This is a genomic window from Citrobacter sp. GW821-FHT07H02 (assembly GCF_059418505.1).
In genome coordinates, this window is sequence record NZ_JBWKPZ010000024.1 from 16,659 (window position 1) to 42,719 (window position 26,061).

General features: G+C 56.2%; 27 protein-coding genes. 10 read left to right on the forward strand and 17 right to left on the reverse strand.

Annotated features, from left to right (window positions below; all coding sequences use genetic code 11):
- Positions 1-115: 115 nt before the first annotated feature.
- Positions 116-1,279, reverse strand: a complete 1,164-nt coding sequence (locus tag AC07NP_RS19475) for an MFS transporter (RefSeq protein WP_494661461.1) — start codon at positions 1,277-1,279, stop codon at positions 116-118.
- 247 nt (positions 1,280-1,526) lie between these two features.
- On the opposite strand from AC07NP_RS19475, the gene AC07NP_RS19480 reads away from it, so the two are divergent.
- The 3 genes from AC07NP_RS19480 to bglB all read left to right on the forward strand — a co-directional run bounded on the left by AC07NP_RS19480 (position 1,527) and on the right by bglB (position 5,678).
- Positions 1,527-3,200, forward strand: a complete 1,674-nt coding sequence (locus tag AC07NP_RS19480; RefSeq protein ID WP_494661462.1) for a hypothetical protein — start codon at positions 1,527-1,529, stop codon at positions 3,198-3,200.
- Positions 3,201-3,441: 241 nt separating this feature from the next.
- On the forward strand, positions 3,442-4,599 hold the full coding sequence (locus tag AC07NP_RS19485) for a hypothetical protein (protein ID WP_494661463.1): 1,158 nt from the start codon (positions 3,442-3,444) through the stop codon (positions 4,597-4,599).
- Entirely contained in the window at positions 4,596-5,678 is a 1,083-nt protein-coding gene (gene bglB / locus AC07NP_RS19490) for a beta-galactosidase BglB (protein WP_203359055.1), read from the forward strand. Before AC07NP_RS19485 ends, bglB begins: the two co-directional genes overlap by 4 nt.
- Before the next feature lie 203 nt (positions 5,679-5,881).
- Here the strand turns inward: bglB and AC07NP_RS19495 are convergent, their stop codons facing one another.
- On the reverse strand, positions 5,882-7,162 hold the full coding sequence (locus AC07NP_RS19495; protein WP_494661464.1) for a DUF445 domain-containing protein: 1,281 nt from the start codon (positions 7,160-7,162) through the stop codon (positions 5,882-5,884).
- Between the two features lie 212 nt (positions 7,163-7,374).
- Complete coding sequence (locus AC07NP_RS19500; RefSeq protein WP_494661465.1) at positions 7,375-7,905, reverse strand: NlpC/P60 family protein; 531 nt, start codon at positions 7,903-7,905, stop codon at positions 7,375-7,377.
- Positions 7,906-8,382: 477 nt separating this feature from the next.
- Between AC07NP_RS19500 and AC07NP_RS19505 the strand changes: the two genes are divergently transcribed.
- On the forward strand, positions 8,383-8,736 hold the full coding sequence (locus tag AC07NP_RS19505; protein ID WP_494661466.1) for a hypothetical protein: 354 nt from the start codon (positions 8,383-8,385) through the stop codon (positions 8,734-8,736).
- Between the two features lie 42 nt (positions 8,737-8,778).
- Here the strand turns inward: AC07NP_RS19505 and AC07NP_RS19510 are convergent, their stop codons facing one another.
- The 3 genes from AC07NP_RS19510 to xapA are packed head-to-tail and all read right to left on the reverse strand — an operon-like array spanning position 8,779 to position 11,831.
- Positions 8,779-9,732, reverse strand: a complete 954-nt coding sequence (locus tag AC07NP_RS19510) for a LysR family transcriptional regulator (RefSeq protein WP_494661467.1) — start codon at positions 9,730-9,732, stop codon at positions 8,779-8,781.
- Between the two features lie 20 nt (positions 9,733-9,752).
- Positions 9,753-10,958 carry an MFS transporter TsgA gene (tsgA, locus tag AC07NP_RS19515; protein WP_494661468.1) on the reverse strand — a complete coding sequence of 402 codons (1,206 nt, stop codon included), beginning with the start codon at positions 10,956-10,958 and terminating at the stop codon, positions 9,753-9,755.
- 39 nt (positions 10,959-10,997) lie between these two features.
- Positions 10,998-11,831: a xanthosine phosphorylase gene (gene xapA, locus AC07NP_RS19520; RefSeq protein ID WP_494661469.1), complete on the reverse strand. Its 834-nt coding sequence runs from the start codon at positions 11,829-11,831 to the stop codon at positions 10,998-11,000.
- Positions 11,832-12,251: 420 nt separating this feature from the next.
- On the opposite strand from xapA, the gene AC07NP_RS19525 reads away from it, so the two are divergent.
- The 4 genes from AC07NP_RS19525 to AC07NP_RS19540 all read left to right on the forward strand — a co-directional run bounded on the left by AC07NP_RS19525 (position 12,252) and on the right by AC07NP_RS19540 (position 14,271).
- The gene (locus AC07NP_RS19525) at positions 12,252-12,728 is read left to right on the forward strand and encodes a hypothetical protein (RefSeq protein WP_494661470.1); all 477 of its coding nucleotides are present in this window, start codon (positions 12,252-12,254) and stop codon (positions 12,726-12,728) included.
- A 3-nt stretch (positions 12,729-12,731) separates the two neighbouring features.
- Positions 12,732-13,316, forward strand: coding sequence for an OmpA family protein (locus AC07NP_RS19530; RefSeq protein ID WP_494661471.1), 585 nt, complete (start codon positions 12,732-12,734; stop codon positions 13,314-13,316).
- Between the two features lie 378 nt (positions 13,317-13,694).
- The gene (locus AC07NP_RS19535; RefSeq protein ID WP_494661472.1) at positions 13,695-13,982 is read left to right on the forward strand and encodes a BrnT family toxin; all 288 of its coding nucleotides are present in this window, start codon (positions 13,695-13,697) and stop codon (positions 13,980-13,982) included.
- Positions 13,969-14,271 (forward strand): BrnA antitoxin family protein, encoded by a 303-nt coding sequence (locus AC07NP_RS19540; RefSeq protein ID WP_494661473.1) that lies wholly within the window; start codon positions 13,969-13,971, stop codon positions 14,269-14,271. The genes AC07NP_RS19535 and AC07NP_RS19540 overlap by 14 nt, the downstream gene beginning before the upstream one ends.
- 104 nt (positions 14,272-14,375) lie before the next feature.
- Here AC07NP_RS19540 and yjiA read toward each other — a convergent pair whose 3' ends face one another.
- From yjiA to hpaX, 7 genes are all read right to left on the reverse strand, one after another.
- Positions 14,376-15,332 (reverse strand): GTPase, encoded by a 957-nt coding sequence (yjiA, locus tag AC07NP_RS19545; protein WP_192610939.1) that lies wholly within the window; start codon positions 15,330-15,332, stop codon positions 14,376-14,378.
- A 12-nt stretch (positions 15,333-15,344) separates the two neighbouring features.
- A complete protein-coding gene (locus tag AC07NP_RS19550; RefSeq protein ID WP_192610940.1) occupies positions 15,345-15,539 on the reverse strand; it encodes a YbdD/YjiX family protein in 195 nt (64 codons plus the stop codon).
- Between the two features lie 96 nt (positions 15,540-15,635).
- Complete coding sequence (gene btsT, locus AC07NP_RS19555) at positions 15,636-17,786, reverse strand: carbon starvation CstA family protein (protein WP_203359045.1); 2,151 nt, start codon at positions 17,784-17,786, stop codon at positions 15,636-15,638.
- 271 nt (positions 17,787-18,057) lie between these two features.
- Positions 18,058-18,570 (reverse strand): 4-hydroxyphenylacetate 3-monooxygenase reductase subunit, encoded by a 513-nt coding sequence (locus tag AC07NP_RS19560; protein WP_203359044.1) that lies wholly within the window; start codon positions 18,568-18,570, stop codon positions 18,058-18,060.
- Between the two features lie 17 nt (positions 18,571-18,587).
- The gene (hpaB, locus tag AC07NP_RS19565; protein WP_203359043.1) at positions 18,588-20,150 is read right to left on the reverse strand and encodes a 4-hydroxyphenylacetate 3-monooxygenase, oxygenase component; all 1,563 of its coding nucleotides are present in this window, start codon (positions 20,148-20,150) and stop codon (positions 18,588-18,590) included.
- 221 nt (positions 20,151-20,371) lie between these two features.
- Positions 20,372-21,262: a 4-hydroxyphenylacetate catabolism regulatory protein HpaA gene (hpaA, locus tag AC07NP_RS19570; protein WP_494661474.1), complete on the reverse strand. Its 891-nt coding sequence runs from the start codon at positions 21,260-21,262 to the stop codon at positions 20,372-20,374.
- Between the two features lie 9 nt (positions 21,263-21,271).
- Positions 21,272-22,648 carry a 4-hydroxyphenylacetate permease gene (gene hpaX / locus AC07NP_RS19575; protein ID WP_494661475.1) on the reverse strand — a complete coding sequence of 459 codons (1,377 nt, stop codon included), beginning with the start codon at positions 22,646-22,648 and terminating at the stop codon, positions 21,272-21,274.
- 50 nt (positions 22,649-22,698) lie between these two features.
- Between hpaX and AC07NP_RS19580 the strand changes: the two genes are divergently transcribed.
- On the forward strand, positions 22,699-22,839 hold the full coding sequence (locus tag AC07NP_RS19580; protein ID WP_494661476.1) for a hypothetical protein: 141 nt from the start codon (positions 22,699-22,701) through the stop codon (positions 22,837-22,839).
- 27 nt (positions 22,840-22,866) lie between these two features.
- On the opposite strand, the gene hpaI is transcribed toward AC07NP_RS19580, so the two are convergent.
- Positions 22,867-23,661, reverse strand: a complete 795-nt coding sequence (gene hpaI / locus AC07NP_RS19585) for a 4-hydroxy-2-oxoheptanedioate aldolase (RefSeq protein ID WP_494661477.1) — start codon at positions 23,659-23,661, stop codon at positions 22,867-22,869.
- Positions 23,662-23,671: 10 nt separating this feature from the next.
- Positions 23,672-24,475 (reverse strand): 2-oxo-hept-4-ene-1,7-dioate hydratase, encoded by an 804-nt coding sequence (gene hpaH, locus AC07NP_RS19590; protein WP_494661478.1) that lies wholly within the window; start codon positions 24,473-24,475, stop codon positions 23,672-23,674.
- A gap of 29 nt (positions 24,476-24,504) precedes the next feature.
- On the opposite strand from hpaH, the gene AC07NP_RS19595 reads away from it, so the two are divergent.
- Positions 24,505-24,855, forward strand: coding sequence for a hypothetical protein (locus AC07NP_RS19595; protein WP_494661479.1), 351 nt, complete (start codon positions 24,505-24,507; stop codon positions 24,853-24,855).
- Here the strand turns inward: AC07NP_RS19595 and AC07NP_RS19600 are convergent.
- The gene (locus AC07NP_RS19600) at positions 24,819-25,199 is read right to left on the reverse strand and encodes a 5-carboxymethyl-2-hydroxymuconate Delta-isomerase (protein WP_494661480.1); all 381 of its coding nucleotides are present in this window, start codon (positions 25,197-25,199) and stop codon (positions 24,819-24,821) included. The two genes, AC07NP_RS19595 and AC07NP_RS19600, sit on opposite strands and share 37 nt — an antisense overlap.
- Positions 25,200-25,208: 9 nt before the next feature.
- Positions 25,209-26,060, reverse strand: coding sequence for a 3,4-dihydroxyphenylacetate 2,3-dioxygenase (hpaD, locus tag AC07NP_RS19605; RefSeq protein WP_494661481.1), 852 nt, complete (start codon positions 26,058-26,060; stop codon positions 25,209-25,211).
- Position 26,061 lies beyond the last annotated feature (1 nt).

Sequence of the window (26,061 nt, forward strand, 5' to 3'; positions counted from 1 at the left end):
TGACCTTATCAGTCATAGGGAAAAGGGGAAAATGCAAGTATGTTTCGAGCTATGCGTTTCTTGCATAGCTTAGGGAGAGGGGGAGGGTATTGATCCGTTTACGCTGTGGCGGGCGCTAACGTTTATACAGCTGTATTGCGCTGATGGTGGCCGCGAGAAACAACGCAGCGGCGCCCCACAGAGTGGCGTAAGTCAGCGCCTCTGAACCGCTGCCCAGCATGCTGGTTAACATCGGACCGACGATCTGGCCGATGCCGTAGGTCAGCGTCACGACGCCTAACAGATTGATGTTGCCCGGAACGCTCAACTGGCGCGCCAGAGGCATCACCAGAGAGGTGGTGCCCATAAAGGTGGCGCCAAAGCCGATGCTGCTCACAATGAGCAGTAGCGGCGCGTCGCTAGCGAGGGTCAGCATAACGCAGACGCCCTGGATAATCAGATTCGCCGTCAGGCATTGCAACACCCCCCATCGTTTTGCCGCCCATAACCAACCGAAACAGCCCGGAATAATCGCCAGACCCACCAGTGACCAGAGATGCAAGGCGATTTGCGGCGAGCCTGCGTCACGCGCCATCAGCGGTAAATAGGTGGCGACAATGATATAGCCGAATCCGGCAAGGCCATACAGTAGCGCCAGTTGCCACCAACGCATGACGGGATTTCGTGCGGTCGCCAGTGGCGCAGGGGGCAGGGCGTGAGCGCGACCGGGCATCAGCCAGGCCAGCAACAGCAGTAACAGGCCGGAGAGCGCGCCCGCGCCAAGCCAGAGTGCGTGAGAGGCCAACGACATCTGGATCCCGGCGATGACATACTCATTACCCAGAATAATGCCTGCGCCAACGCCGGAAAAAAGAGACGCAATAACAAACGGATGGCGCGTATGGTGCAGCACGATCATGGTGCCGAAAATCATCATTCCGGCACTGGCGACCCCTGCCAGAAAACGTATCAGCATCACCAGGGCGGGTTGCGTGAATACCGACATGGCGACGATCAGCCCTCCGGTCGCAATGGCCGAGGTCAATAGCATGGGGCGTAAACGTGAGGGGAGATGGAACAGGCCGAAGGAGAACAGCAGGCTTCCCGCCAGATAGCCAGCATAGTTAGCGCTGGCAATCCACGACAGTTGGCTGAAAGAGAAATGACCTTCCGTCAGCAGCAGTGCCAACATCGGGGTATACAGAAAGCGGCCAATCCCCATGCCCAGCGCCAGCACCAGCAGGCCAAAAAGCGACGTCCTGATGGAATAGCGATCCGAATCTGTGTTCCCCTGAATCATGCCGTCTTCTCTTTCCTTCTCTCATGACCGTTTTGTTATCATACATAGGTAAATGATAATAAAAAGTAAAATAATTAACGCGTGCTACCTCAGCGTGGCGGCATTTTCGTAAAGCGATACAACAGATTGGGTCGCCCACGATAAATGCCGTTACTGAATGAAGGGTGATATCGTGCGGTGCCAGAGCACAAACGCTTTGTTCTATGCTATCTATACGGGCGAAAACGTGTGGTAGAGGTAAACAAAGATGTGGCAAACGCGAGCGCTGGAACTTAACAATCAGGCGTACTGGAACTGGGAAAAAGCCTGCGAACTGGTCGAATGGGCCGTAGCGCATGATTTTAATACCCTTATTGTTGGGCAGGTCGATCTGTTCGACAAACTGGTTTCCCCGAAAGGCTACACGCCGCATCAGTATAACGACCGCCTTTCCAGCCAGCAGCGCGCCCGTTGCGTCTACCTCAACCGGCTGGGAAAACTCTGTCAGCAAAAAGGGCTGCGCTTTTATCTGCAAGCCAAAGAGTTTAACTTTCCGACCGACCTGCTGCTGGCGCACCCGCAACTGTTTGAACCTGGCCGTGGCGTCCGGTTTGACGTCGATTTCTGGTGCGGGTATCTCGCCGACAAAGTCTCGCTGATTTGCCAGCGTATTCCGGCGCTCACAGGCTTACTGGTGGCGATTTCCAACACCGACGGCCTGTTACCGGTTTCGCGTCCTAACTGGGAACTACCGTCGGAAGACGACACAACGCAGCCCCAGCGTGACGAGCGCAGTTTTGCCATTTATAGCCGCTGCTTCAATACGTTATCCCGCGTGATGCAGGCAGAAAACAAACATCTGGTGCTGCGCGTATTCCCTGCCGGAAACCACGATCTCGGCAATGTGCTGGCGGCGATCCGCCCGTTGCCGGAAAGCGTCAGTGTCTCCATCAAACTCACGCCAGAGCGGTTCTGGCCCTCTTTTCCTAACAACCCGGCGCTGTTGCAGGTCCGCGAGCGTGAAGTGTGGGCCGACATCGATCTGGTCGGCGAAGAAGTCGGCTGGGGCGTTTTCCCGTTCCCGCGTATCAATGAGTTGCAGGGGAGATTGTTGTGGTGTCGCAGCAACCCGGCTATTCGCGGTGCGGTATGTAAAGCCAGCTGGGAAGGCGTCGATAACCACTGGATTATGGGCACCCTGAGCGCCTGTAATCTGGTGGCATGTAGCCGGATGCTGGCCAGTAGCGGAACACACTATAGCGAAGCGCAACTGATGACCTGGTGGCTGGATGAAACCTACGGCTGGCGTCCCGACGAGAAAACGTTTGAAACGTTCTGTTCGCTGATGGAGCAGGCCGGGCAGGTGCTGTACAAGGCCACCTACGTGCGTGACCATGTTTTTCACCGCCACAGCCAGGTGCCGGAAAGCTACGGTCAGGCGGTCTGGAGTTTGTACGGGCAGCTTAACCGTAACCACTGGTTACCTGGCTCGGAGCGGGACATCACCTTCGATCGCAGCGATGTAGAAACATCAGCCGCCTGCCTCTCCCGTATTGCCAGCGAAAAAGACGAAGCCCGGGAGGCCGCGACAGCTCTGCGCGAGCAGGCGCTGAGTTTTGCGCAAACGGCGGCCTTCCCTTACGCGCTAAAACGCCGCTGGCTGGAGGAATGGCAAGGGTTTGCACTCTACTGCCACCTGTTTTTACATGCTCAGAAAGCCTTTTTCACCCTGCGTTTTGCCCACGAAGCGGAGAACAGCTGGAGCATGCGCGAGATCTGCCAGATCAACATTCAGGAGCTGTACCGTAGCGCGGCTGAGCTGGAAGATTACTGTGCGAAACATGCTGATGCGTCGCCTGGTCTACACGTTTTGTTTGACGCTTCGCGGGTGCGGTCGCTGGCTGACAGCCTGAGCGAAGAACTTAAAATCCTGAAAGGGTAATTTTTATGTGATACAGATCACGCAAATGGGGTGAACCTCAAATTTAGCGTGATCTACATCACGCTGCATTGCCATCACCCTCAATAAAGTGTGATCTGAATCACTCTACATCCCCTGGTATCCTCCGGATTGTGAGTTGTCAGGCATATCCCGATATTTGCCAAAAATGGTTGCTCGCCTCAAAAATCAAACCCGCTGAAAATATCGCCCATCGCATGAATCCTGCTGGAGTTGAGCAAATATGTCACAGGGTGACTGGAAATTGGTACAGGGAGACGCACTGACGCGTTTCCTGTTTTCAGCGGCAAAAACAGAACGCTTTGCCGAGTTTTACACGGGCGAAGGGGCAGACCCGGCGACCAGTGAATCATTTTGTCGCGACGTGTTTCGCCAAAACCTGGCCCAACGCGCGGTCGATCCCGCTGTGGCCCTGACCTGCAATGAAGCCGTTATTGCCGACGAACTTGGCGTGGTCTCTTTCCCTGACTTCCGCCCGCTGCCGTTTCACGTTCAGCGCTGGCTGGCGATTGATCTTTACGCGCCGTCCACCGGGACCTTCGCGTTTCGTCTGGGCACCTGCGGCGGGGTGCGAGTCTGGTGTGAGGGCGCTCAGGTCGCTTGCTTCACGCCGTTTACGCGCAATCTTATGCAGCATACCGACGTTGAAATCCCGTTACGCGCAGGCAAAAACAGTCTGCTGATCCATCTGGATGAGCTGGCGGAGCGCGAATTGAACTGCTCTCTGCAGATGGTCTATCTGGGCGCGGAAGCGCTGAGCGCGGCGTTTCCCCACACCCAGGTGCTGGCTGAACATCAATGCGCGTCGCAGCATCCGGTGGTTTCCCATACCAACGTCTGCGCCAGCCACCTGTTAGCGCTGATGCAACAGCGCGAATACGGACCACAGGCGGAAGCGCTGCTGTACAGCGCCCTCAAGCACATCAGCGCGCGCGAAGAGGCTTCAGTGTTCTCCGTGCTGCCGCTGCTGCAAATCTGGCGTTGCCACCAGGGAGAATACTTTTCCGAGGTGCTGTTCCGCCGCATAAAATCCACGCTGATGGGTTACCGCTACTGGCGGGATGAGCGCGGATGCGACGCCATGCGTTTCGACACGGAGAATCACGCGCTGGCTTTCCATGCGGCGCAGTATCTGGCGGGGCAGTGCTTCCCGGACGAGTTGTTTATCGCTTCGTGCCGCAAAGGGCGCGAGCAGCAGGCGATCGCCAAAGCGCGGTTGGAAAACTGGCTGAGCGTGGTTGAAGCGCAGGGGCTGGCTGAATTGAATGCAATCGTAAGCTATCCCGTTGATTATCGAGGGCTGTCTGCTCTCGCCCTCATGGCTGACGATGCGAGTCTGCGCGATCGTGCGGGTAAACTGATTAAAGGAGTCCAGGCATGAATCGTGATGCACTGATGGGAACGTTGGATCAGGTGGTTCGCGGATTTTGCCGTCTGAAAAACCTTGATGAAGTAGGCACCAGCGACGGATTTTCGATCCACTTCGAAGAGTGGGAGTGGGAGATCGGCGTGGGGCTGTACGGTTTCTGGCGTTTTGCGGATTTCCAGCAGGACACGGCGCTGCAACAGTCGATCCTCACCTGGTATGAAACACAGATCGGCAAAGGTTTGCCGGAGATGCAGATCAACACCACGGCGCCGATGATCGCGCTGGCGCTGGTGGCGAAACATCATCAGCGTCAGGACCTGTTGGCCGTCGTCAACGACTGGGCGGATGCGCTCCTGCGTGATTTGCCGAAAACGGAAGAAGGCGGTTTTCAGCATGTGGTGAAAGAGCAGGCCAATACCGGCCAGCTGTGGGATGACACGCTGTTTATGACCTGTCTGTTTCTGGGTGTCGCGGGCATTGCGCTGAAACGCCAGGATCTGATTGATGAAGCGGGATATCAGTTCCTGCTGCACACGCGCTATCTCAGCGATCCGGCGAGCGGGCTGTGGTATCACGGCTGGACGTTTGTGGATAAACACCATTACGCCGGGGCGTTCTGGGCGCGGGGCAATGCGTGGATCACCGTGGCGATCCCGGAGTTTATCGAGCTGATGGGCGAGCATCTCGACACCAGCGTGCGGCGTTTTCTGTCGCAGGTGGTGGCGCGCCAGGTACGTACACTCTGCGAACTGCAGGCCGACAACGGCATGTGGCATACGGTGCTCGATGATCCGCTGTCACCGCAGGAATCATCAGCAACGGCAGGCATTGCCTACGGTATGCTGCGCGGTGTGCGGATGGGGATTCTGGATGATTCAGTCAGCGCCAGTGCGCTGCGTGCGTTCGACGCCGTGATGGCGCGGATCGACGACGGCGGTCTGGTGCTGGAAGCTTCACGCGGGACGATGCTCGGCTGGGATATCCAGTATTACTGTGACATCGCGATAGCCCCGGTGCCTTATGCGCAGGCGCTCACCATGCTGCTGTTGCTGGAAATGGACCAGGGTAACTGGCTCGAGGCAACGCGATAGCGTTTTTGCCGGATGACGGCATGAATGCCTTATCCGGCATACAAAACCCTGCACCGTTTGGCAGGGTAGGGCGCAGCCTGTAGGCCGGATAAGGCGAAGCCGCCATCCGGCGTGCTTGTGCTTCACATCTGCGTTAAAGGTTCGGCAGTCTGTAGGCCGGATAAGCGCAGCGCCATCCGGCGTGCCTGTGCTTCACATCCGCGTTAAAGGTTCGGCAGCGTCAGCAGAGACGGAATTTGCGAGAGCAGATACAGCACCAGTCCGATGGAGCCACCGACCAGCGTGCCGTTGACGCGGATAAACTGCAAATCTTTGCCGATATTCAGCTCAATTTGCTGCGACATATCCCGCGCATCCCAGCTTTTGACCGTGTCGCTAATGTGGCGCGTCAGGAACGCGGCGAACTCTGGCGCGACCTTACGCGCGGCCTGTTCCAGATGACCATTCAGCGATGCGCGCAGCGCTTCGTCGGCGACCAGCGTTTCACCAAACCACTGCCCGGCATGTGCGATCCGCTGCTTCACGCGGGAATCCGCGGCATTAATATCCGCTTTCAGCCACTGACGGACATCCCCCCACAGTTCGCCGAGATAACGGTTAAACGCCTCATCTTCTTTCAGATACGCTTTGATGTTCTCTGCCCGCAACGCCATTTCCGGATCGTGTTTGAGCTTGTTGATCAACGTAAACGTCGCGCGATCAAAGGCATGGCGGATCTGATGGGCGCGATCGTGGCTGATATCATCAAGTAGCGAGTTGACGGCCTCCGAAACCAGTTCGGCGCTGTGTTCCCCCAGCCATTCGGTCGGCAAAATCTTTGCTTTAAGCGGGTGCTCCGCCTCCAGCCAGCGCACGATCTGGTGGGCGATAAACGCCCGCGAGCTGTCGCGCTGTAGCAGGGAAATGAGCTGGGCAATTAGCGTGTCGAGCAACACCTGATGGCGATCGTTTTTGGTCATACTCTCCAGCATTAATGCACTGGCGCCGGAAAGATCCACCTTATCAATGGCTTTATGCACCGCGCGTTTGATCAGCCGTTGAATACGGGCGTCGTCGGTCAGCTCCAGAAAGCCGCTCATGATTTGCAACAGATGTTGCCCTATCCGCTGGGCGTTTTCCGGCTGGCTGAACCAGTTACCGAGAAGGCTGGCCGGTTCGTGGCGGCGGATCAGCGCCACCAGTGACTGGGTATCGAGAAACTTCTCCTGGACGAACTGGCCGAGATTTTCGCCTATCCGGTCTTTATTGCGCGGGATAATCGCCGTATGGCGAGAAATAAACGGAATCGGCACCCGACGAAACAGCGCCACCACTGCAAACCAGTCGGCCAGCGCGCCGACCATCGCGGCTTCGGCAATCGCCTTAATGCCCAGCACCCAAAAGTTGGGCGGCAAAAAGAGCGTAATGACAAACGTTGCCGCAGCCATCAGCAGCAAAGAGAGCGCCAACAGCTTGGCGCGTTTGAGTTCAGCGATTTTATTCATAAGGTTAAGGATAGAGCCAGACGGGACGATCGTGCAAAGGTGGACAGTCTGGATATCGAAACTCACTGTACGTTAAGCCTATTTTTGGACTTTCCGACGTTAGCTGGCTGTCGTCACCGGAACCCACCTAAAGCAGGTGTCCGGTTGCTTCGCCAGAGATGTTTACCCGTCCGATTGATGTGTTCCCGGCCAGACAGTGACAAACGTGAACGCTACGACATTCCCCGTACCGGGGCCATTCTCCTGGCGGTCAGATAATGCTCTTGCCAGTAACTGCCTGACAAATGAGAGAGCATCACGCCCTGGGAACTCGACGCATGGATAAATTGATCGTTACCGACAAAGACACCAACATGGCGAACATTGGGTTTTGTCATAAAAAAGACCAGATCTCCGGGTTTCAGTTGTTCCTGTTGAACGGGGTAGCCAGTATGACTTTGCTCCGCTGCTGTTCTCGGTAAATTCAGATGAGCGACGGTCTGTATCACTCTTCGGGTGAACGCCGAACAGTCAATGCCATTATGGCTATTTCCGCCCCAGCGATAACGGGTTCCTTTCCATTGGGCATATTCATCCATAATACGTTGCTGTAAATTCCCTTCTTTTAGAGTGTGTATTGGTAGAGTCGATGATTTAAAAGCAAAAACAGTCTCGACTCCCCACTCTTCAGGAATGATTTTTTCGAAAGCAAAGGTGGTTGAAGAGGAAAGTACAAAAACAATAAATAAAATTAAACGAAGCATAACTCAAAAATTAATTTATATGATCACATCCTTACATTTTGCGCAAAAGAACCCCATCAACCATGATGGTTTTAAATTATAGTTTTAACGACGCCAGGAATAATAACACTGATGAATGAATACATCTTTCACTAGTCAGTCCATAAATGGACTGGGCGATAACTCATTGTTTTTAAATTGTTCCAGGCTGACAAGCTGTTCACTGTCGATCACGGCAGTGCAGGGATTCCACTAGCAGGTTCTCCATCACGCGGGAAACGTGGTTTGGCGCGTTTGAGTTCACCGATTTTATTCATAAGGGTAAAGGGAGAATGTTGAAGTGAGCAACCGAAGGAAGATGAAACGAACTCACGATAAATTATCGTGTTTTATCCTGAATTTTTAGTCAGATTTGTTTATTACTCACTGAGTTTATTGCGTCATATTGCATTGTCATCCCATATGCTTAACATTTCAGTTTCGCTAACAGGAGGCACTATGCATAAACCCGCCGCTCTTTTTCTGTGTGTCATGCTTTTTATCCCGCTTATTTTTCTGATTAACGTCACCCCGCTTTCGGTACTGTGGCTTTTATTGTATGTCTTTGTCATTTACTGGTTTACCCGAAAGGCGAATAAAGAGAAGACCTACGTGAAAGGGGCCAGCATTATTTATTTAGGCGCCGCCGTTGCGGTTATCGGGAAAAAATGTGTTGCCCTGTATTCCGTGAGTGGGGATGTCAGCAGCGAGGAACTGGTCATTGAGACTTTCTTCCAGGTGATGCTGATGGTCAGTTCCGGTCTGGGCGGTGGGTTGCTGGCGCACTACTTTATTAATGAACGTAAGGCGTAGCGTGCCGTGTCTCTGCCGGATGGCGGCTTTGCCTTATCCGGCCTACAAATCGGCGTTGGCCCGTGGGCGCAGCGCCTCCAGGAAACGCGTGAACAGTTCAGGTAACGGCTCGTCGTACCACAACGCATACAGGTCGGCCGGGATCGTCTCTTCAAGCGGGAGAAAGGCCACACCGGGCCAGTAGATCAGCCCGCAGGTTTCCGGCAACAGCGCCACGCCGCTGCCGGTGCTGACCAGCGCCAGCGCGGTTTGCGGCTCGAAAACCTGATGGGTGATCAGCGGCGAGACACCCAGTTCGAGGCAGCGCTCGTACACCTGATGGGCAAAATCGCTGCGGGTGAAGGAGAGTGAAATAAACGCCCGATCCGCCAGATCGACCAGCGAGACTTTTCCGCGCCGGCACAACGGATCGCTTTCATGCACGGCGACATGCACCCTTTCACGGGCGATCAACTGACAGCGAATCTTCGCTCCCGGATGCGGGATCACATTGCGGTTGATGGCGATATCAATGGTGCGGGCGCGCAGCGCTTCGGTTTGCTCGTGCTGCCCCAGTTCATGCAGCGTCCAGTTCACATCGGGGTTGGTTTCCCGAAACGCTTTCATCCTTTCCAGCAACGGACCCCACATCGCGCTGCCAATCACCCCAATATTGATATGCTGCTTTTCGCTGCGACCGATCTGACGCACATAGTTCAGCGACTGTTCGGTGGCGTTGAGGAGGCGGTCGACTTCGGATTTCAGTACTTTTCCGGCGTGGGTCAACGCGACTTTGCGGCTGGATCGTTCGAACAACTCTACGCCGAGGATCTCTTCCAGCTCTTTGATTTGTACGCTGAGCGGAGGCTGAGAGATGTTCAGCCGCGCCGCGGCGCGACCAAAATGCAGTTCGTCGGCAAGGGTTTGAAAATAGCGCAGCATCCGAAAGCGAATGCGGCTGTTGGCCTGAGGATCGAGCATGCAGGGCACCGTGAAGGAGGAGGGTGGCGGTATCATGCAACCCTCCTGAAAGGCTGTCAAACCGCGACCGCCTCGCCCTGATGCAGGCGTTCGGCTTTGCTACAGGCGACCGCCATAAGCAGGGTTACCATCAGCAGCGCGTAGGCAACGGTAGACGCATTCACCGCACCGTGCAGGCCGAAGTGACTGTTCACCAGCGAAGAAACCGTCGCGAACAGCAGCGTGCCGACAGTGCCGCAGGTGAGCAGCGCGGAAATCAGCGTCGGCGAACTGCGGCTGACCTGCAACGAACCGTAGCTCATCAACCCGGAGAACAGCCCGGAGTTGAAGAAGCCAAACGCGCCGCAGGCAATCAGAATCAGCGTGGTGTTGCTGCTGTTACTGATAAGCGCAATCGACACCAGGCCGACGGCGGTACAAATGAGCAGGAAGGTGCGCAGCTTCATCCACTTGACGGTGAACTGGTTGAGGAATAGCCCTGTCGCCTTCGTCACCCAGTACACGGTGGTGTACAGCGCCGCCTGCTCCGGCAGCAACTGGAAGCGCCATTGCAGATAGCCCGGCGTCCACATAGTGAAAATCGGTTCGGCGAGCAGGAACAGGAATAGCGCCCCGCACAGCAGCCACACCGAGCGACCCCACGGCTCCTTGTTGGCGGTTTCCTGATGCGTCGGTTCCGGTGATTCGGTCGTCGGGTAGCGGCTGCGCAGGGTGAGGATCAGCATAATCACCCCCAGCGCACCCATAATGGCGTACATCGCCATCCAGCTCGCGCCCAGCTTAAACAGCCACGCCAACAGAAACGAGAGCGTCGCGCCCGCCAGGCTGAAGAAAAAGTCGGTGAAAATCAGGCTTGAAGAACGGCTCTTTTCGTCCGGGTTAATGCGCACCACCAGATAGCTGCCGATGGTCATAAAAATCCCGCCGCAGGCGCCGATAATGGCGACGGCCACGCTGAACATGGTCAGCGTCGGGGTGGCGAACAGCAGGGCGCTGATGAGAATGGTCAGCGCGGCGGCGATCACCAGCGGCTTTTGCAAGCCCCATTTCTTCATCAGGATCCCGCCGAGCATGATCGGTACGAACATGCCGATATTCATCAGCGTAAACACCTGGCCGATAAAGCTCGGGTCCTTGTTGAACGCCGCACACAGCGGCCCGAGAACGATACCCAGCGTCGACACCAGCGCGCCGACAAAGTAATAGCTCAGATACGAAATCGCATTCAGACTGCCGCGAGAATAATGTTCTGACATCTGCATTTCTCCTGGCGGGCAATACGCCCGCCGCTGGACGGGAAATTAGCGGTAGTTCTTCACGAACTGGCTAATCAGGCGAATGAAATCGTCGGTCACCATCGCCGCGCATTTCAGGGTTTGCTCGTGGGAGAGCTCCACGTCGCTTAAGCCTTCCGCCATATTGGTGATGGCCGACACCGCCAGCACTTTCAGGCCACAGTGGCGGGCGACAATCACTTCCGGCACCACCGACATGCCCACTACGTCGCCGCCGATTTTCTGCATCATGCGGATCTCCGCCGCCGTTTCGAAGTTCGGGCCAGGGTAGGAGACGAACACCCCTTCGTGGAGTTTCAGGCCCAGATCGCGGGCGGTGTGATGCAGTTTTTCGCGCAGGTCTTTGTCGTAGGCGTTGGCAAGGCTAAAGAAGCGCGGACCAAAGCGGTCATCGTTCGGCCCAACCAGCGGCGTCGACGGCATGGTGTTGATGTGATCGTTAAGCGCCACCAGGCTGCCCGCCGGAATAGCCGGATTGAGCGATCCCGCAGCGTTGGTGCAGAACATAAATTCGCAGCCGAGCAGTTTAAAGGTGCGCACCGCGTGGGTCATGATGCCCATCCCGACGCCCTCGTAAAAATGGCCGCGCCCTTTCATGCAGATAATGTCCACGCCGTGCAGCGCACCCATCACCACTTCGCCCGCATGACCAATCACGGAGCTGACGGGGAAACCCGGCAGTTTTTCATAAGAGATAACGGTTTTGTTTTCGAGTTTATCGGCCAGTGCCCCAAGGCCCGATCCGAGAATAAAGGCGATGCGCGGCGTAAAGCCCGGCTTCGCTTTACGGAGGATGTTAACGGCGTCGAACGGGGTATCGTTAATCACGGAATGAGACATAAAAACTCCTGAATGCGTAGGTTTATGCACATTCTGCGAAGCGGACGATTGCTAATCCAATTGGATAAATGCGCTTATTGATTCGGTTTTATGAATGGATGATGTGGGGAAATTATTTTACTGACGGAATTTCAAGGAGTTATACAGAAGGAAGCGCAGCTCCCGCGACTGAGCAGGGAAAATGGGAGGGTTGAAGTGTGATGAGGTTCACTGACGGTCTTTGTCGGCGCAGCACACCTGTCCGGACTGGCGTGCCGTCACGCCCTATTAAACGTGATCACGCTAACGTTTTTGCACGCTATGGGGGTGATACCGGGGTGTTTTACTATACTTCGGGGGCATTACTCTCCCGGCGACTTTTCTATGTTATTGAAAATATAAGATAACAAAGACAGCGCCCTACAGAATAAGGACCTCAACATGAAGCGAATGAAAAACTTCGTTGCCTCCTGTCTGTTGACCGCGCTGGTTTTCCCGGGCGTCGCGCTGGCAGAGGAAGCGCCAGCCGCACCGCTGGCCACCGGTATGGTGAGCGCGGGGACGGCGGAAGCGCAGGTGGTGGAAGCAGTGCGCCACGGCGACATCCTGACCGTCAAGGTACGCTTTAAGGGCCTTGCGGATAACCTGACTGCGCAATCTCTGTATACCGGAATAGATAAAGAGGCGCTCGCTAATTCCTTCTATTTGTTAGTGGGTAACAAGAAATATCTGCTGCTGACCGACTCGAATGGCGTACCTTTGGCGCCGAATAGCGTGATGTTTAGCTCGCGCCGCGGTGTTCCGTACGTCGGTTCGTGGTACGGCAGTTTCCCGGCACCGCCGAAAGACGTCAAAGAAGTGTATTTGACTATCGAAAACGTTGAGCCGCTCGGGCCCATCGCCATTACGGATCGTTAAGCGATGAGCGGCCTGCATAAACTCCTGTTCGCCAGCGCTCTGGCGCTGTGTTCTGCCGCTGGTGCGGAAGATGCGCCAGCGCATGCGCCGCCAGTGATCCTCGACCTTAAAGCGACAACGCTGGATCTGGTGGGCTTCCCGTCGGATACCGGCGGCGCGGTGCTGGATTTACAGAGCAAGGCGGCGGATCTGGCGAAGCAGTCGGCGGATATCACTTTTCGCGATGATAAAGACGCGGTGACGTTGTCTATTCGTAGCGACGTGTTGTTTGCTTTTGATAGCGATGCGATCGCCAAAAAAGCCGAGCCAACGCTGAAACAGGTGGCGCAGTTAATCGTCGACGATCCTGACGGCGTAGTCACGATTGAAGGGCATACCGATTCGGTGGGTAGCGATAAGTACAATCTCGATCTTTCGCAGCGTCGCGCCCGCTCGGTCGCCAAATGGCTGACGGCACACGGCGTGGATTCATCACGTTTAAGCGAGAAGGGCAAAGGCGAAAGCCAGCCGGTGGCGAGTAACGATAGCGACGCCGGAAGGGCGAAAAACCGTCGCGTCGATTTCGTATTGCCGAAGAAGAAAGCGTGAGTTCACCACCCGATCTATGGCTGTAAACCTGTAGCCCTGCTGGGAATGGCTCCGGAGTCTCAGTCTGGCTACTGGATCTCTGTAGTAGATTCCATCGCCACCTTCACTGTCATCCTCGGCTACACGCAGTTGATCCACTGGCAGTTTCTGTATTACCCAAAACAGGGATTCCATTGCACCTTAATCTTCATCTTACACAGCTGCTGGGTGAGATTCTGCATTTCTCGCTGGCGGGCGTAGAGTATCGTTTTGACCGCTCTGGGGCTTTTTGTCACTCATATCCATTTATGCAAAATGTGATGCTATTTCCAGCAATATCGCTATACTCGTAAGATAATTGTATATACATTTTTGTATATACAATCAGGGATAGATACGATGCCGATGGAGTATGAATGGGATGCTAATAAGGCCAGAAGCAACCAGATAAAGCATGGCGTTCGGTTTGAGGATGCTGTTCTGGTATTTGACGATCCCCGACATCTGTCGCGTCAGGATCGCATAGAGAACGGTGAGCACCGCTGGCAAACCCTCGGGCTTGTGCATGGGATTATTGTCATTCTTGTTGCCCACACCGTTCGTTTTGAAAGTGGCTGCGAAGTCATTCGGATCATTAGCGCCCGCAAGGCAGACAGTAAAGAGAGGAATCGTTATGAGCATGGTTAAACATAAACGCGGCAGCGTAACCGCGCTGAGTGCTCAGCATGAGGCTGAACTTAAGGCGCTGGCGAAGAAATCCGATGCGGATATTGATTACAGCGACATTCCTTCTTCGGAGGATGAACAGTGGTCTGAGGCGGCGCGGGGTAAGTTTTTTCGCCCATTGAAAACGCAAGCCTCTGTGCGCATTGATGCCGATGTCATGGAGTGGCTGAAACGTCCGGGGAAAGGGTATCAGACGCGGCTTAATGCTATTTTGCGCGAAGCCATGCTGCGAGAGCAAAACAAGAAATAGCGAGTATCTGCTCGCGTGTAGATGCCGGATGGCGGCTACGCCTTATCCGGCCTGTAAATCGGCATAGGCCCGATAAGCACAGCGCCATCGGGCATCAGGATAGATTACTTCTTCAACCCCGCAAATGCGGCGCGGATCTCGTCTTCGGGGAGTTGAATCCCGATAAATACCAGCGTGCTGTGCGGCTGTTCGTCGCCCCACGGGCGGTCCCAGTCGGCGCTGTAGAGGCGTTGAACACCCTGGAATAGCAGGCGGTTTGGCTCGCCGTCGATCCACAGCATTCCTTTGTAGCGCAGGAGTTTGTCTGCGGATTCCAGCAGCAGGTTTTCCATCACGCGGGAAACGTCACCGATGTCGACCGGGTAATCCAGCTCCACCACGATCGATGAAATATCGTTCTGCTTGTCGGCGATAAAGTGGAAACGCGGTGTGGCGCTGACCACGTTCTCTTCCAGCATAAAGCCGTTGGTGTTGAACAGCAGGGCGAGATCGATATCGCCATGGGTGACAGTGTAAACCGGTGCGCGGGCGTTGATACGCGCCAGGCGTTCACGCAGTTTTTCGCTTTCCCCCGCCACATCGGTTTTGGTCAGCAGGATGCGGTCGGCGTAGCCAATCTGCGACTGGGCGATGGTGAACTGGTTCATCTGCTCATCGGCATGTACCGCATCGACCAGCGCAATCACGCCGTCCAGTAGATAGCGTTCGCAGAGCACCTCATGCGAGAAAAAGGTCTGAATAATCGGGCCGGGATCGGCCATGCCGGTGCATTCAATCACCAGACGGTCGAACTGGATGTTGCCCTTGTCGAGGTTGTCGAGCAGGTCTAACAGCGCGTCTTCCAGCTCGCTGGAGCGGGTGCAGCAGATGCAGCCGTTGGTGAGGGTTTTGATCTGGGTGGCGCGATCGCCAATCAGCTGATCGTCAACGGAAACTTCACCGAATTCGTTTTCGATAACGGCAATTTTATAGCCGTGCTGTTCGTTGAGAATATGGCGAAGCAGCGTGGTTTTACCGGCGCCAAGAAAACCGGTGAGTAGGGTAACTGCAATCGGGGTCATTCATTTCTCCTTCTAACAGCAACTGCTTCCGCCGCTACCGTAGCGGGCTTCCTGGCGCTCGCGGAAGAATTCTTCGTAAGTCATATAGGGCTGGTCGGGATGGTTGGTCTTCATGTGCTCGACGTAGTTGTCGTAGTCCGGAATGCCAATCAACATCTTTGCCGCCTGACCGAGATATTTTTTTGCCTGACCTAAAGTACCAAACATTATACCGTCCAGATAGAAAAAGCCCGGTGGCGCTACGCTTACCGGGCCTACAGGATCTGTGTAGGGCGGGTTAGCGTAGCGCCACCCGCCAGGTTTTTAGTGGTGTGAAGAGGTCTTCACGCCGCCTTCCGGAATCGGCACGTACGGAGTTTCTTTGTCGGTACGACCGTTGACGTTACGCACGTTCATCCAGGTTTTGATGGCGTAGAAGATGATGCTGTACACCACAATCAGGAACAGAATACTCAAACCTGCGTTGGTGTAGTTGTTCACCACGATATGGTTCATGTTGGCAATCTGCTGTGCAGTCAGTTCACCGCCATTCGCAATCTTCTCTTTGTACTGGCTGGCCATGTAGAAGAAGCCTTCCATCTGTGGGTTGGTGCTGAACAGTTTCAGACCCAGCGCCCAGGTGGTGCAGAGAAGCAACCATGATGCCGGAACAACAGTCACCCAGATGTATTTGGTGCGCTGCATTTTAATCAGCACTACGGTACCCAGAACCAGCGCCACAGCGGCCAACATCTGGTTAGAGATACCGAACAGCGGCCACAGGCTCTTAACGCCGCCCAGCGGATCAACCACGCCCTGATACAGCAGGTAGCCCCACAGACCAACACAGCCCGCGGTTGCCACAACGCCCGCCACCAGAGAGTCGGTTTTCTTCAGGAACGGCACGAAGTTACCGAGCAAATCTTGCAGCATAAAGCGGCCAGCACGGGTACCGGCGTCCAGCGCGGTCAGGATGAACAGCGCTTCGAACAGGATCCCGAAGTGGTACCAGAAGCCCATATCCGCCATCGGCAGCACTTTGTGGAATACGTGTGCAATACCAACGGCCAGCGTCGGTGCGCCACCTGCGCGGTTCAGAACGGACGGTTCGCCGATGTCTTTCGCGGTTTGCAGGATCTGCTCAGGCGAAATCACGAAGCCCCAGGAGCTGACGGTCGCAGCGGCGTGTGCCGTCACGTCTTTCAACTGTGCCATAATCAGCGGCGCGTTCTCGCCACCCATTTCATGCAGGTTCGGCATGGTGATGCCAAGGCCTGCTGGCGGGGTGTTCATCGCGAAGTAGAGACCCGGTTCGATGATGGACGCAGCAACCAGCGCCATAATCGCAACGAAGGATTCCATCAGCATCGCGCCGTAACCGATAAAGCGAGCGTCGGTTTCGTTGGCCATCAGCTTCGGCGTGGTGCCGGAGGCGATCAGCGCGTGGAAGCCAGAGACGGCACCACAGGCGATGGTGATAAACAGGAACGGGAACAGCGCGCCTTTCCACAGTGGCCCGGTACCGTCAATGTACTGGGTTATGGCGGGCATTTTCAGTTCCGGGTTGATGATAACGATACCGATCGCCAGACCGACGATAACACCGATTTTCAGGAACGTTGCCAGGTAGTCACGCGGGGCCAGAATCAGCCATACCGGCAGCAGCGCGGAGATAAACGCGTAGCCGATCAGTGCGAAGGTAATGGTGGTGTCTTTAAAGGTCAGCGCCGGGCCCCAGTACGGGTCGTGGGCAATCACGCCGCCGAAGTAAATAGAAGCAACCAGCAGAACGATACCAATCACCGACACTTCACCCACACGACCCGGACGCAGGAATCGCATGTAGATCCCCATGAACAGCGCGATAGGCACAGTAGAGCACACGGTGAAGACGCCCCACGGGCTTTCCGCCAGCGCTTTTACCACGATCAACGCCAGTACCGCGAGGATGATGATCATGATTAAGAAGCAACCGAACAGGGCAATGGTGCCCGGCACGCGGCCCATCTCACCTTTGATCATCTCACCAAGAGATGCGCCGTTACGGCGGGTCGAGATGAACAGTACCATGAAGTCCTGCACCGCACCGGCCAGCACCACACCCGCCAGCAGCCACAGCGTACCCGGCAGATAACCCATCTGGGCGGCCAGAACCGGACCCACCAGCGGACCCGCACCGGCGATGGCGGCAAAGTGGTGACCGAACAGCACGTAGCGGTTGGTCGGCACGTAGTTCAGGCCGTCGTTATTGATGACCGCTGGCGTGGAACGCGTCGGGTCAAGTTTCATCACCTTTTGAGCGATGTACAGACTGTAGTAGCGGTACGCTACCAGATATACAGAGACGGAAGCGGCCACAATCCACAGGGCGCTGATGTGCTCGCCCCGACGTAATGCCACTACCGAGAGGCAGAGTGCCCCGATGATTCCGAGAATCACCCAGGGTATGTGCTTGAATATCTTTTTGGTATCCATAGTAAAACCTGGTTTCTTTAGATTAATAATTGGCCGAAGCCGTTTGGGTTCAAGTGTGTGTTTGAGGAGGTATATGACTGTTATGCTGGGGACGATCTTGCCAGAGAAACGCGCGCGTAAAGTAAGGTAAATAGGCGAGTGGTTATATGTCAGCTTAAGCGGTCAGGAGTGTCAGCGAGCGGTAAAGAGAGGGCGTAAGCGGTGGAAATTGTGTGATTTGGGTCACAATGAAAGCGGGCGGCAGTGCTGCCGCCCGTTGGGCTTCACAGGATTAGACGGTGGTTTCCATTTCCGTCATCACTGGATGGAAACGACGCTTGAAGTAGATCAGACCGTGACCGTCCTCGCCCAGGATAATATTTTTGATCTCAACCAGATAAACCAGATGCGTGCCAATCGCCTGCACATCGCGGATCTCCCCTTCGAGGCTGGCCAGCGCGCCTTTCAGCACCGGTTGCGCCAGCGGCCCTTTTTGCCAGCAGGAGAGGTTGAAACGTTCGTCCATCGCCATCCCGGTCATGCCGGCGAAGTGGCGCGCCATCAGTTCCTGCTCGTGGTTCAGCACGTTGACGCACAGCTTCCCGTTGTCCTGAAACACCGGATTCATGGCGCTGTTGGCGTTAATGCAGACCATCACTGACGGTGGCGTATCGGTCACCGAGCACACGGCGGTGGCGGTGATCCCGCAGCGTCCGCCGTCGCCTTCGGTGGTCACAATATTGACCGCCGCTGACAGGCTGGCCATCGCATCACGAAAACGCAGACGTTGTTCATCTAATTGCATTTTGACCTCCGACTGCGTTATTTCAGCAGCTTATCCAGCAGGTTGATATCGTTGTTGTTGTGCAGGTGTGGCACCGTCCAGCCGTTCTGGTCGTATTCAGACAGGCAGCGGTCAACCATCGCCATCATTTTGTCCATGTTGCCGGAGGTCTGCGCCTGGCGCAGACACTGCAGGCGGATCTCGTCCTGGCTACCGGAGTAGTTGATTTCATATAACTCGTGGCGTCCACCAAATTCGCTGCCGATGGCGTCCCACATCAGTTTTAAAATCTTAATGCGTTCAACGTGATCCATCCCGTTGGAGCCGCGCACGTATTTTGCCAGATACTGATCGATCTGTGGATTATTCAGATCACGCGCGCTGGAAGGCAGATAGATCAGACCGCTGGTGACGTTACGCTCAATAATGTTTTTGATCTTCGCATAGGCCATCGGCGCCATCACTCGATAGGTTTGCAGCGCCGCGTGATCCGGCAGCCAGGCGCCATTGACCCACGGCGTCGCTTCAGAACACATGGAGTCGCTCAGCGCCCAGAACATGTTACGCCAGGCCACGACTTCCCCCAGATCGGCCTGCACGCCACGGAACTCCGCCGTGCCGGTACATTCGAGCGATTTTTTCAGCAACGCGGTGATGAAGTCGAGTTTGACCGCCAGGCGCACGCACGCCTGCAGCGGATACATGCGGGCGAAACCGCCTTCCATCGTCCAGCGACGGCAGCGATCAAAGTCGCGGTAGATCAGCACGTTTTCCCACGGGATCAGCACCTTATCCATCACCAGAATGGCATCGTTCTCGTCAAAACGGCTGGAGAGCGGGTAGTCATACGGAGAACCGGTTGCGCCTGCCACCAATTCATAAGAGGCGCGGGAAATCAGTTTCACCCCGTCGGCGTCCATTGGGGCGACGAACATCAGCGCGAAGTCCGGGTTTTCGCCCATTACCTGCGCAGAGCCAAAGCCGATCATGTTGTAGTGGGTCAGCGCTGAGTTGGTTGCCACCACTTTCGCGCCGCTGACGATTATCCCGGCGTCGGTCTCTTTTTCCAGTTTGATGTAGACGTCTTTCACTTCGTCGGCCGGTTTGTGGCGGTCAATCGGCGGGTTGACGATGGCGTGGTTAAAGTAAAGTCCGGTTTCCTGAATGCGGGTGTACCAGTTGCGGGCGTTCTGCTCAAACTGGCCGTAAAACGCCGGATTCGCCCCCAGCGCGCAGCCAAAAGCGGCTTTGTAATCCGGTGTACGTCCCATCCAGCCGTAGCTCAGACGGGACCACTCAGCGATGGCGTCACGCTGCTGGCGCAGGTCGTTGGCGCTTTTCGCCACGCGAAAGAATTTGTGGGTGTAGCCGCCGCTGCCGGTGTCGGTGCCCCAGCAGAGGGCGTCCTGCATCTCTGGTTTGTGCAGTGCGTCGTAGAGTTGGGCAACGGAAGCCGCCGCGTTGCGAAACGCCGGATGCGTGGTGACGTCTTTCACGCGTTCACCGTAGATGTAGATCTCGCGCCCGTCCTGCAGACTTTTTAAGTACTCTTCACCGGTTAATGGGCGTTTGGCGTCAGCGCGGAAATCTTCAGGTTTCATAGTCAGACTCTCTTTTCGTCATCGGATGGAAAGCCTGCGCCAGTGGGCGTTTCAGGCTTTAATGTTAAATTTATGTTTTGTTTTTGTTGTTTAATTGAAGCGTGATAAGGCAACGGCGTGAAGGGACGATTGCGACAACGGCAGGTACTTTTCGGACGGGATTGTGTTTTGTGATCCAGGCGGCTTTTTGGCGGGCAGCGCTGCGCTTACCCGCCGGAAATTCATGATACGGGTACTTTACTTGCCCGGTACGCACTCGGCGAACATCCCACCAGCCGATTAAAGAAGCGGGCGAAATAGGCGGGATCTTTAAACCCCAGTTGCCAGGCGATCTCATTGACCGCGCTGTCAGAAAAGAGCAGCAGCCGTTTGGCCTCGCGCAGTTGCCGGTCGAAGATCAGGCGTTTAGGGGGCCGATTGGCGAAACGGCGACAGATATCGGTCAGACGGGACTCCGTCAGATGCAGCTCGCTGGCATAGTCCGGCACGCTCCAGTGCTGGTGGAAGTGGGTGTCGATCAACTGGGTGAAACGCTGGAACAGCTTCAGTTCACCGCGCATCCCGCTTGCCGCATGGTCGTCGAGTTTGGCGTTACGCAGCAGCAGGGTGAAGACCGCTTGCGCCAAAAGTACCAGCGTGTGTTCGCACCCGGGCAGTTGTTCAGTCGATTCCCGCTCAATCAGCCGCCAGTAATGGGCTAACGCCGCGAGTTCGTCCGGTTTATCCGCCAGCGAAAGGCAAATCCCCGGCAGGCCGAACGTCTCCCGTGTGCCAGGGTAGAGCACCTCTAACAGCGGCCAGATCAGCGCTTCCCGCACCGTTAGCACGTGACCGTCGCTGTCTGATTCGGTAATAAACGCATGCGGTACGGAGGGCGGCGTCAGGACAAACAGCGGCGCCTGCACCGAATAGCGGTGATCGTCGAGCTGGAGTTCGATCTGCCCGGTATCAAGAAAGTGCATCTGAAAGAACTGGTCGTGGCGATGCGCCTGCATATCCCGGCCAAAAAACGCCGCCATGCGGGCGAATGACTGGTAATGCACATCGTCGCTGCCGAGGCTTTCGTCATACTCTTTGCTGATGTCGATATTGGTGATCGAACTCTGGCACATACTCGCTCCTTACGGTGTGGCGCGCGGGCGCGATGACTGCATGGGAATTAACCAGACAATGACGGCGCCGACAACCAGCAGCGAGGCCACAAACCACAATCCGCTGTTAAAACTGCCGGTGATATCTTTCAGCCAGCCGATCATAAAGGGGCTGAGCGCCGATCCAATATTGCCCGTGGCGTTGATCACCGCAATCCCGATCGCTCTCGCCCGCAGGCTGATCGACTGATCCGGCGTGGTCCAGAAAATGGCCATCGCGCAGAACGATCCGGTAGAGGCCATGACGATCCCCAGCATCTGGAGCAGATTGTTATCGGTGGCGGAGGCCAGTAGCCAGCCCGCGGCAGCGAAGAGATACGGCAGGGCGGTGTGGTGCTTACGCTCCTGACGGCTGTCCGAATGGCGGCTCCAGAAGATCATCCCGAAAATAGTACACACCTGCGGAATGGCGGCCAGCAGCCCGATAGTGATGTTACTGCTGCCCTGATTAAAACTTTGCAGGATCTGCGGCGTCCAGATGCCGATGGCGCTGAGGGTATTGGTCAGGCAGAAGTAAGCCAGCGTGTACATCATCACAATCGGAGTGAAGATTTCGCGCCACAGGCTGCGCTGCTGCATGGCGTGATGACTGACAGCGCCTTCCGGCTGCACCAGCGTCAGACGGTCGTTGTCCATCATCTCTTGCAGACATTTTTTGTCTTCTGCGGTTAGCCATTTGGCCTTCGACGGGGAGTCGTCCAGCCAGAACCAGACCAGGACGCCCAGCAGAACCGACGGGAACCCTTCCAGCAGGAATAACCACTGCCAGCCGCGAAGGTCAAACAGGCCGTCCATAGCCAGAATATAGCCGGAGACAATCGAGCCGAGCGCCGTCGTGACGGGCATGGCGATCATAAACAGGGCGTTGGCGCGGGCGCGGAAAAACGCCGGAAACCAGTAGGTTAAATAGAGCAGAATGCCCGGTAAAAAACCGGCCTCGGTGATGCCGACCAGAATACGCAGGATGTACAGGCTGTTCGGCCCGGTGGCAAACAGGGTCGCGGTGGAGGCAATTCCCCACAGCACCATAATGGTCGCAATCCAGCGGCGAGCGCCGACAATACTGAGCATGATGTTGCTGGGAATACCGAAAATAACGTACGCGGCGTAAAACAGGGTGGTCGCCAGGCCGAACATGGTGGCGTTTAGCCCCAGATCGCGGCCCATCGTTAATCCGGCAAAGCCGATGTTGATGCGATCGAGGAATGAAAAAATAAACAGCACGAACAGAAACACGATCAGACGGCGGAACAGTTTGTTGATCACCGACTGTTGCTGCGCCGTCAGTTGTTTATGCTGACTGGCAGGGTTTTGTTTCTCAGGGATTGCAGATGAGGTGTCGCTCATTGTTTTTCCTCTAATGGGAATTTTGTAGGGTACGACATAGGTTATGCCGGATGGCAGCGATGCCTTATCCGGCCTACGGTTCGTTACTGCTGTTTGCCGGATGGCAGCGATGCCTTATCCGGCCTGCGGTTTGGTACTGCTGTCTGCCGGATGGCGGCGATGCCTTATCCGGCCAGCGGGATGCATTGTAGGCCGGATAAGCGCAGCGCCATCCGGCGTTAATACACGCCGGGCGCTGCCGGTTTGGTGTTGGCGTGTGCGCCAAACCGTGCGGCTAACGCTTCGGCGGCGCGGGCGAGCAGGGTGGTGTCGACGCCGACGGCGACAAACAGCGCGCCCAGTTCAAGATAGCGTTTCGCCAGCTGTTCATTAGCCATCAGAATGCCCGGTGCTTTACCCGCTGCCCGAATCTGCGTAATGGCGTGCTCAATGGCGGCCTGCACGTCCGGGTGCTGTGGATTACCGGCAAAGCCCATATCGGCGCTCAGATCCGCCGGGCCGATAAACACCCCATCGACCCCTTCAACGTCCAGAATCTGTGGCAAATTCTTCAACGCTTCGCGGGTTTCTATCTGCACCAACACGCACATTTCATCGTTCGCCTTTTGCAGATAATCCGGGATGCGATTCCAGCGCGAGGCGCGCGCCAGAGCGCTGCCGACACCGCGAATACCGGCGGGGGGATAACGTGTCGCGCTCACCGCCAGACGGGCTTCATCGGCGTTTTGTACCATCGGAACGAGCAGCGTTTGCGCGCCCACGTCCAGCAACTGTTTGATCTGCACCGGATCGTTCCACGAAGGGCGAACGATCGGCTGGCTGGCGTAGGGGGCAATCGCCTGCAGTTGCGTCAGTACCGTTTGCACGTTATTCGGCGCATGTTCACCGTCAATAAGCAGCCAGTCGAAACCCGCGCCCGCCAGCAGTTCCGCGCTGTAGTTGCTGCACAGTCCCAGCCACAGGCCGATTTGCGGACGGCCCGCTTTCAGCGCCTCTTTGAATACATTTTGCATGGTCGTCTCCTTACACAAAGCGGCAGCTGATCGAACCCATGTTGCCGTAGTCCACATGGAAGGTATCGCCCTTGCTGGCCGTGACCGGGCGGGTGAACGAGCCGCCGAGAATAATCTGCCCTGGCTCCAGTTGCACATCGTATGGCGCCAGCTTGTTCGCCAGCCATGCCACGCCGTTGGCCGGATGATTCAGTACGCCCGCCGCAACGCCAGTTTCTTCGATCACGCCGTTGCGATAGAGCAGGGCGGAGATCCAGCGTAGATCCAGCGCATCGGGTTTAATCGGACGCCCACCGAGGATCACCCCCGCATTGGCGGCGTTATCCGAGATGGTGTCGAACACTTTGCGCGGACGCTGCGTTTCCGGATCGATGTTGTGGCAGCGGGCGTCGATCAGCTCCAGCGCCGGGATCACGTAATCTGTCGCGTTGTAGACGTCGAATAAGGTGCAGTTCGGGCCGCGCAGCGGTTTTGCCAGCACGAAAGCCAGTTCGACTTCAATGCGCGGCACGATAAAGCGATCGGTCGGGATATCGCTGCCGTCATGGAAAAACATGTCGTCGAGTAATGCGCCGTAGTCCGGTTCGCTTATCTGCGAGCTGGCCTGCATTGCTTTCGAGGTCAGGCCGATTTTGTGGCCTTTCAGCACGCGGCCTTCGGCGATTTTCAGGCTGACCCATTCGCGCTGAACGGCGTAGGCGTCGTCGATGGTGATCGCCGGATAATCCAGCGAGATCTGGCGGATCTGCTCGCGGGATTGTTCCGCCTGATGCAGGCGCTGCGCAATCAGGGTATGAGTGTGTTTATCGAGCATGATAGTTTCCTTTGTGCTGCTGTTGCCGGATGGCGGCTGAGCCTTATCCGGCCTACGGCTCGGTGCTGTTTTTTTGCCGGATGGCGGTTGCGCCTTATCCGGCCTACGGCTCGGTGCTGTTTTTTTGCCGGATGGCGGCTTCGCCTTATCCGGCCTACGGCTCGGTGCTGTTTTTTTGCCGGATGGCGGTTTCGCCTTATCCGGCCTACGGCTCGGTGCTGTTTTTTTGCCGGATGGCGGCTGAGCCTTATCCGGCCTACGGTTCGGTGTTGCGCCTTATCCAGCCTACGGTTTGGTGCTGTTGTAGGCCCGGTAAGCACAGCGCCACCGGGCAAAAAGCGCGCTACTTAAATAACGCGTGCACATTGTTCTGTTTGTAATTCAGCGTCGGGTGCAGCTCGTCGATTTCAAACGACAACGCCAGATAGCGGTTTGCCATCAGGTCGGCGAAATGGGTTTTAATCAGCGCAAACAACATCTCTCCCACCTCCTGACGGCTCTCCAGACTGCGCCCCGCGCCGATTTTTAGCGTCATATGGACAAACGCGTAGTCGTGTTGACCGTCGGCCATCTGCCAGGTTTCCAGCCAGTGCGCGCGGCTGCGGATACCACCGAGCGGGAAAATACCCGTGGCAGCGAGCGCGGCGTTAACTTTGGCGAACAGCCCCGGTAAGTCGGCCTGTTCACGGATGTTGTCGGTACATTCAGCGATAAAGTGCGGCATTTTCTCTCCTCAGGCGGGCAGCGGGAAAACGGCGTTCACCTGGCCGGTGCCAGAACTGGCGAATAACTCGGTGAGGAACTCCACCTTGCCGTCGTATTTGTCCCAGCCGAGCATCCCCAGCAGCATCACCGTGTCGTGCATGTTGCCTTCGCCGTAACAGTAGTCGGCGTACTCCGGCAGCATGCAGCAAAATTCTTTGAACTGCCCTTCGCGCCACAGCTTGACTACCCGTTCGTCCATCTGACGATCAAACTCGCGGGTGTAGCTGTTCATCCCTTCTTCCGCGCGCTGGTCGTCGATGAAACGGTGCGACAACGAGCCGCTGGCGAGCACCGCCACGGTGCCGTCGTATTGCTCAATCGCGCTGACGATCGCCTCGCCAAGCTTGCGGCTGTCGGCAAAGTCATGAACGGTACAAAAGGCGGATATCGACACCACTTTGAAATGCTTGTCGCTGTTCATGTAGCGCATCGGCACCAGCGTGCCGTACTCCAGTTTGAGGCTCGGAATGTTGTGCGCTTTGGCGCGTACGCCCAGCTTTACCGCTTCGTCGGCAATCAGCTGACCCAGTTCCGGGTTGCCGTCGTAGTCGTAGGTCATGTCGCGGATAAAATGCGGCAGTTCGTTACTGGTATAAATGCCGGAAAAATGGTCCGCACAGTTGATGTGGTAGGCGCTGTTCACCAGCCAGTGGGTGTCGAACACGATAATGGTGTCGACGTCCATTTCGCGGCAGCGATGGCTGATCTCTTTGTGTCCGTCAATCGCCGCCTGGCGGCAGCCGTGGTTTTTCCCCGGCAGCTCAGACAGGTACATCGACGGGACGTGGGTGATTTTTGCGGCTAACGCTAATGTGCCCATA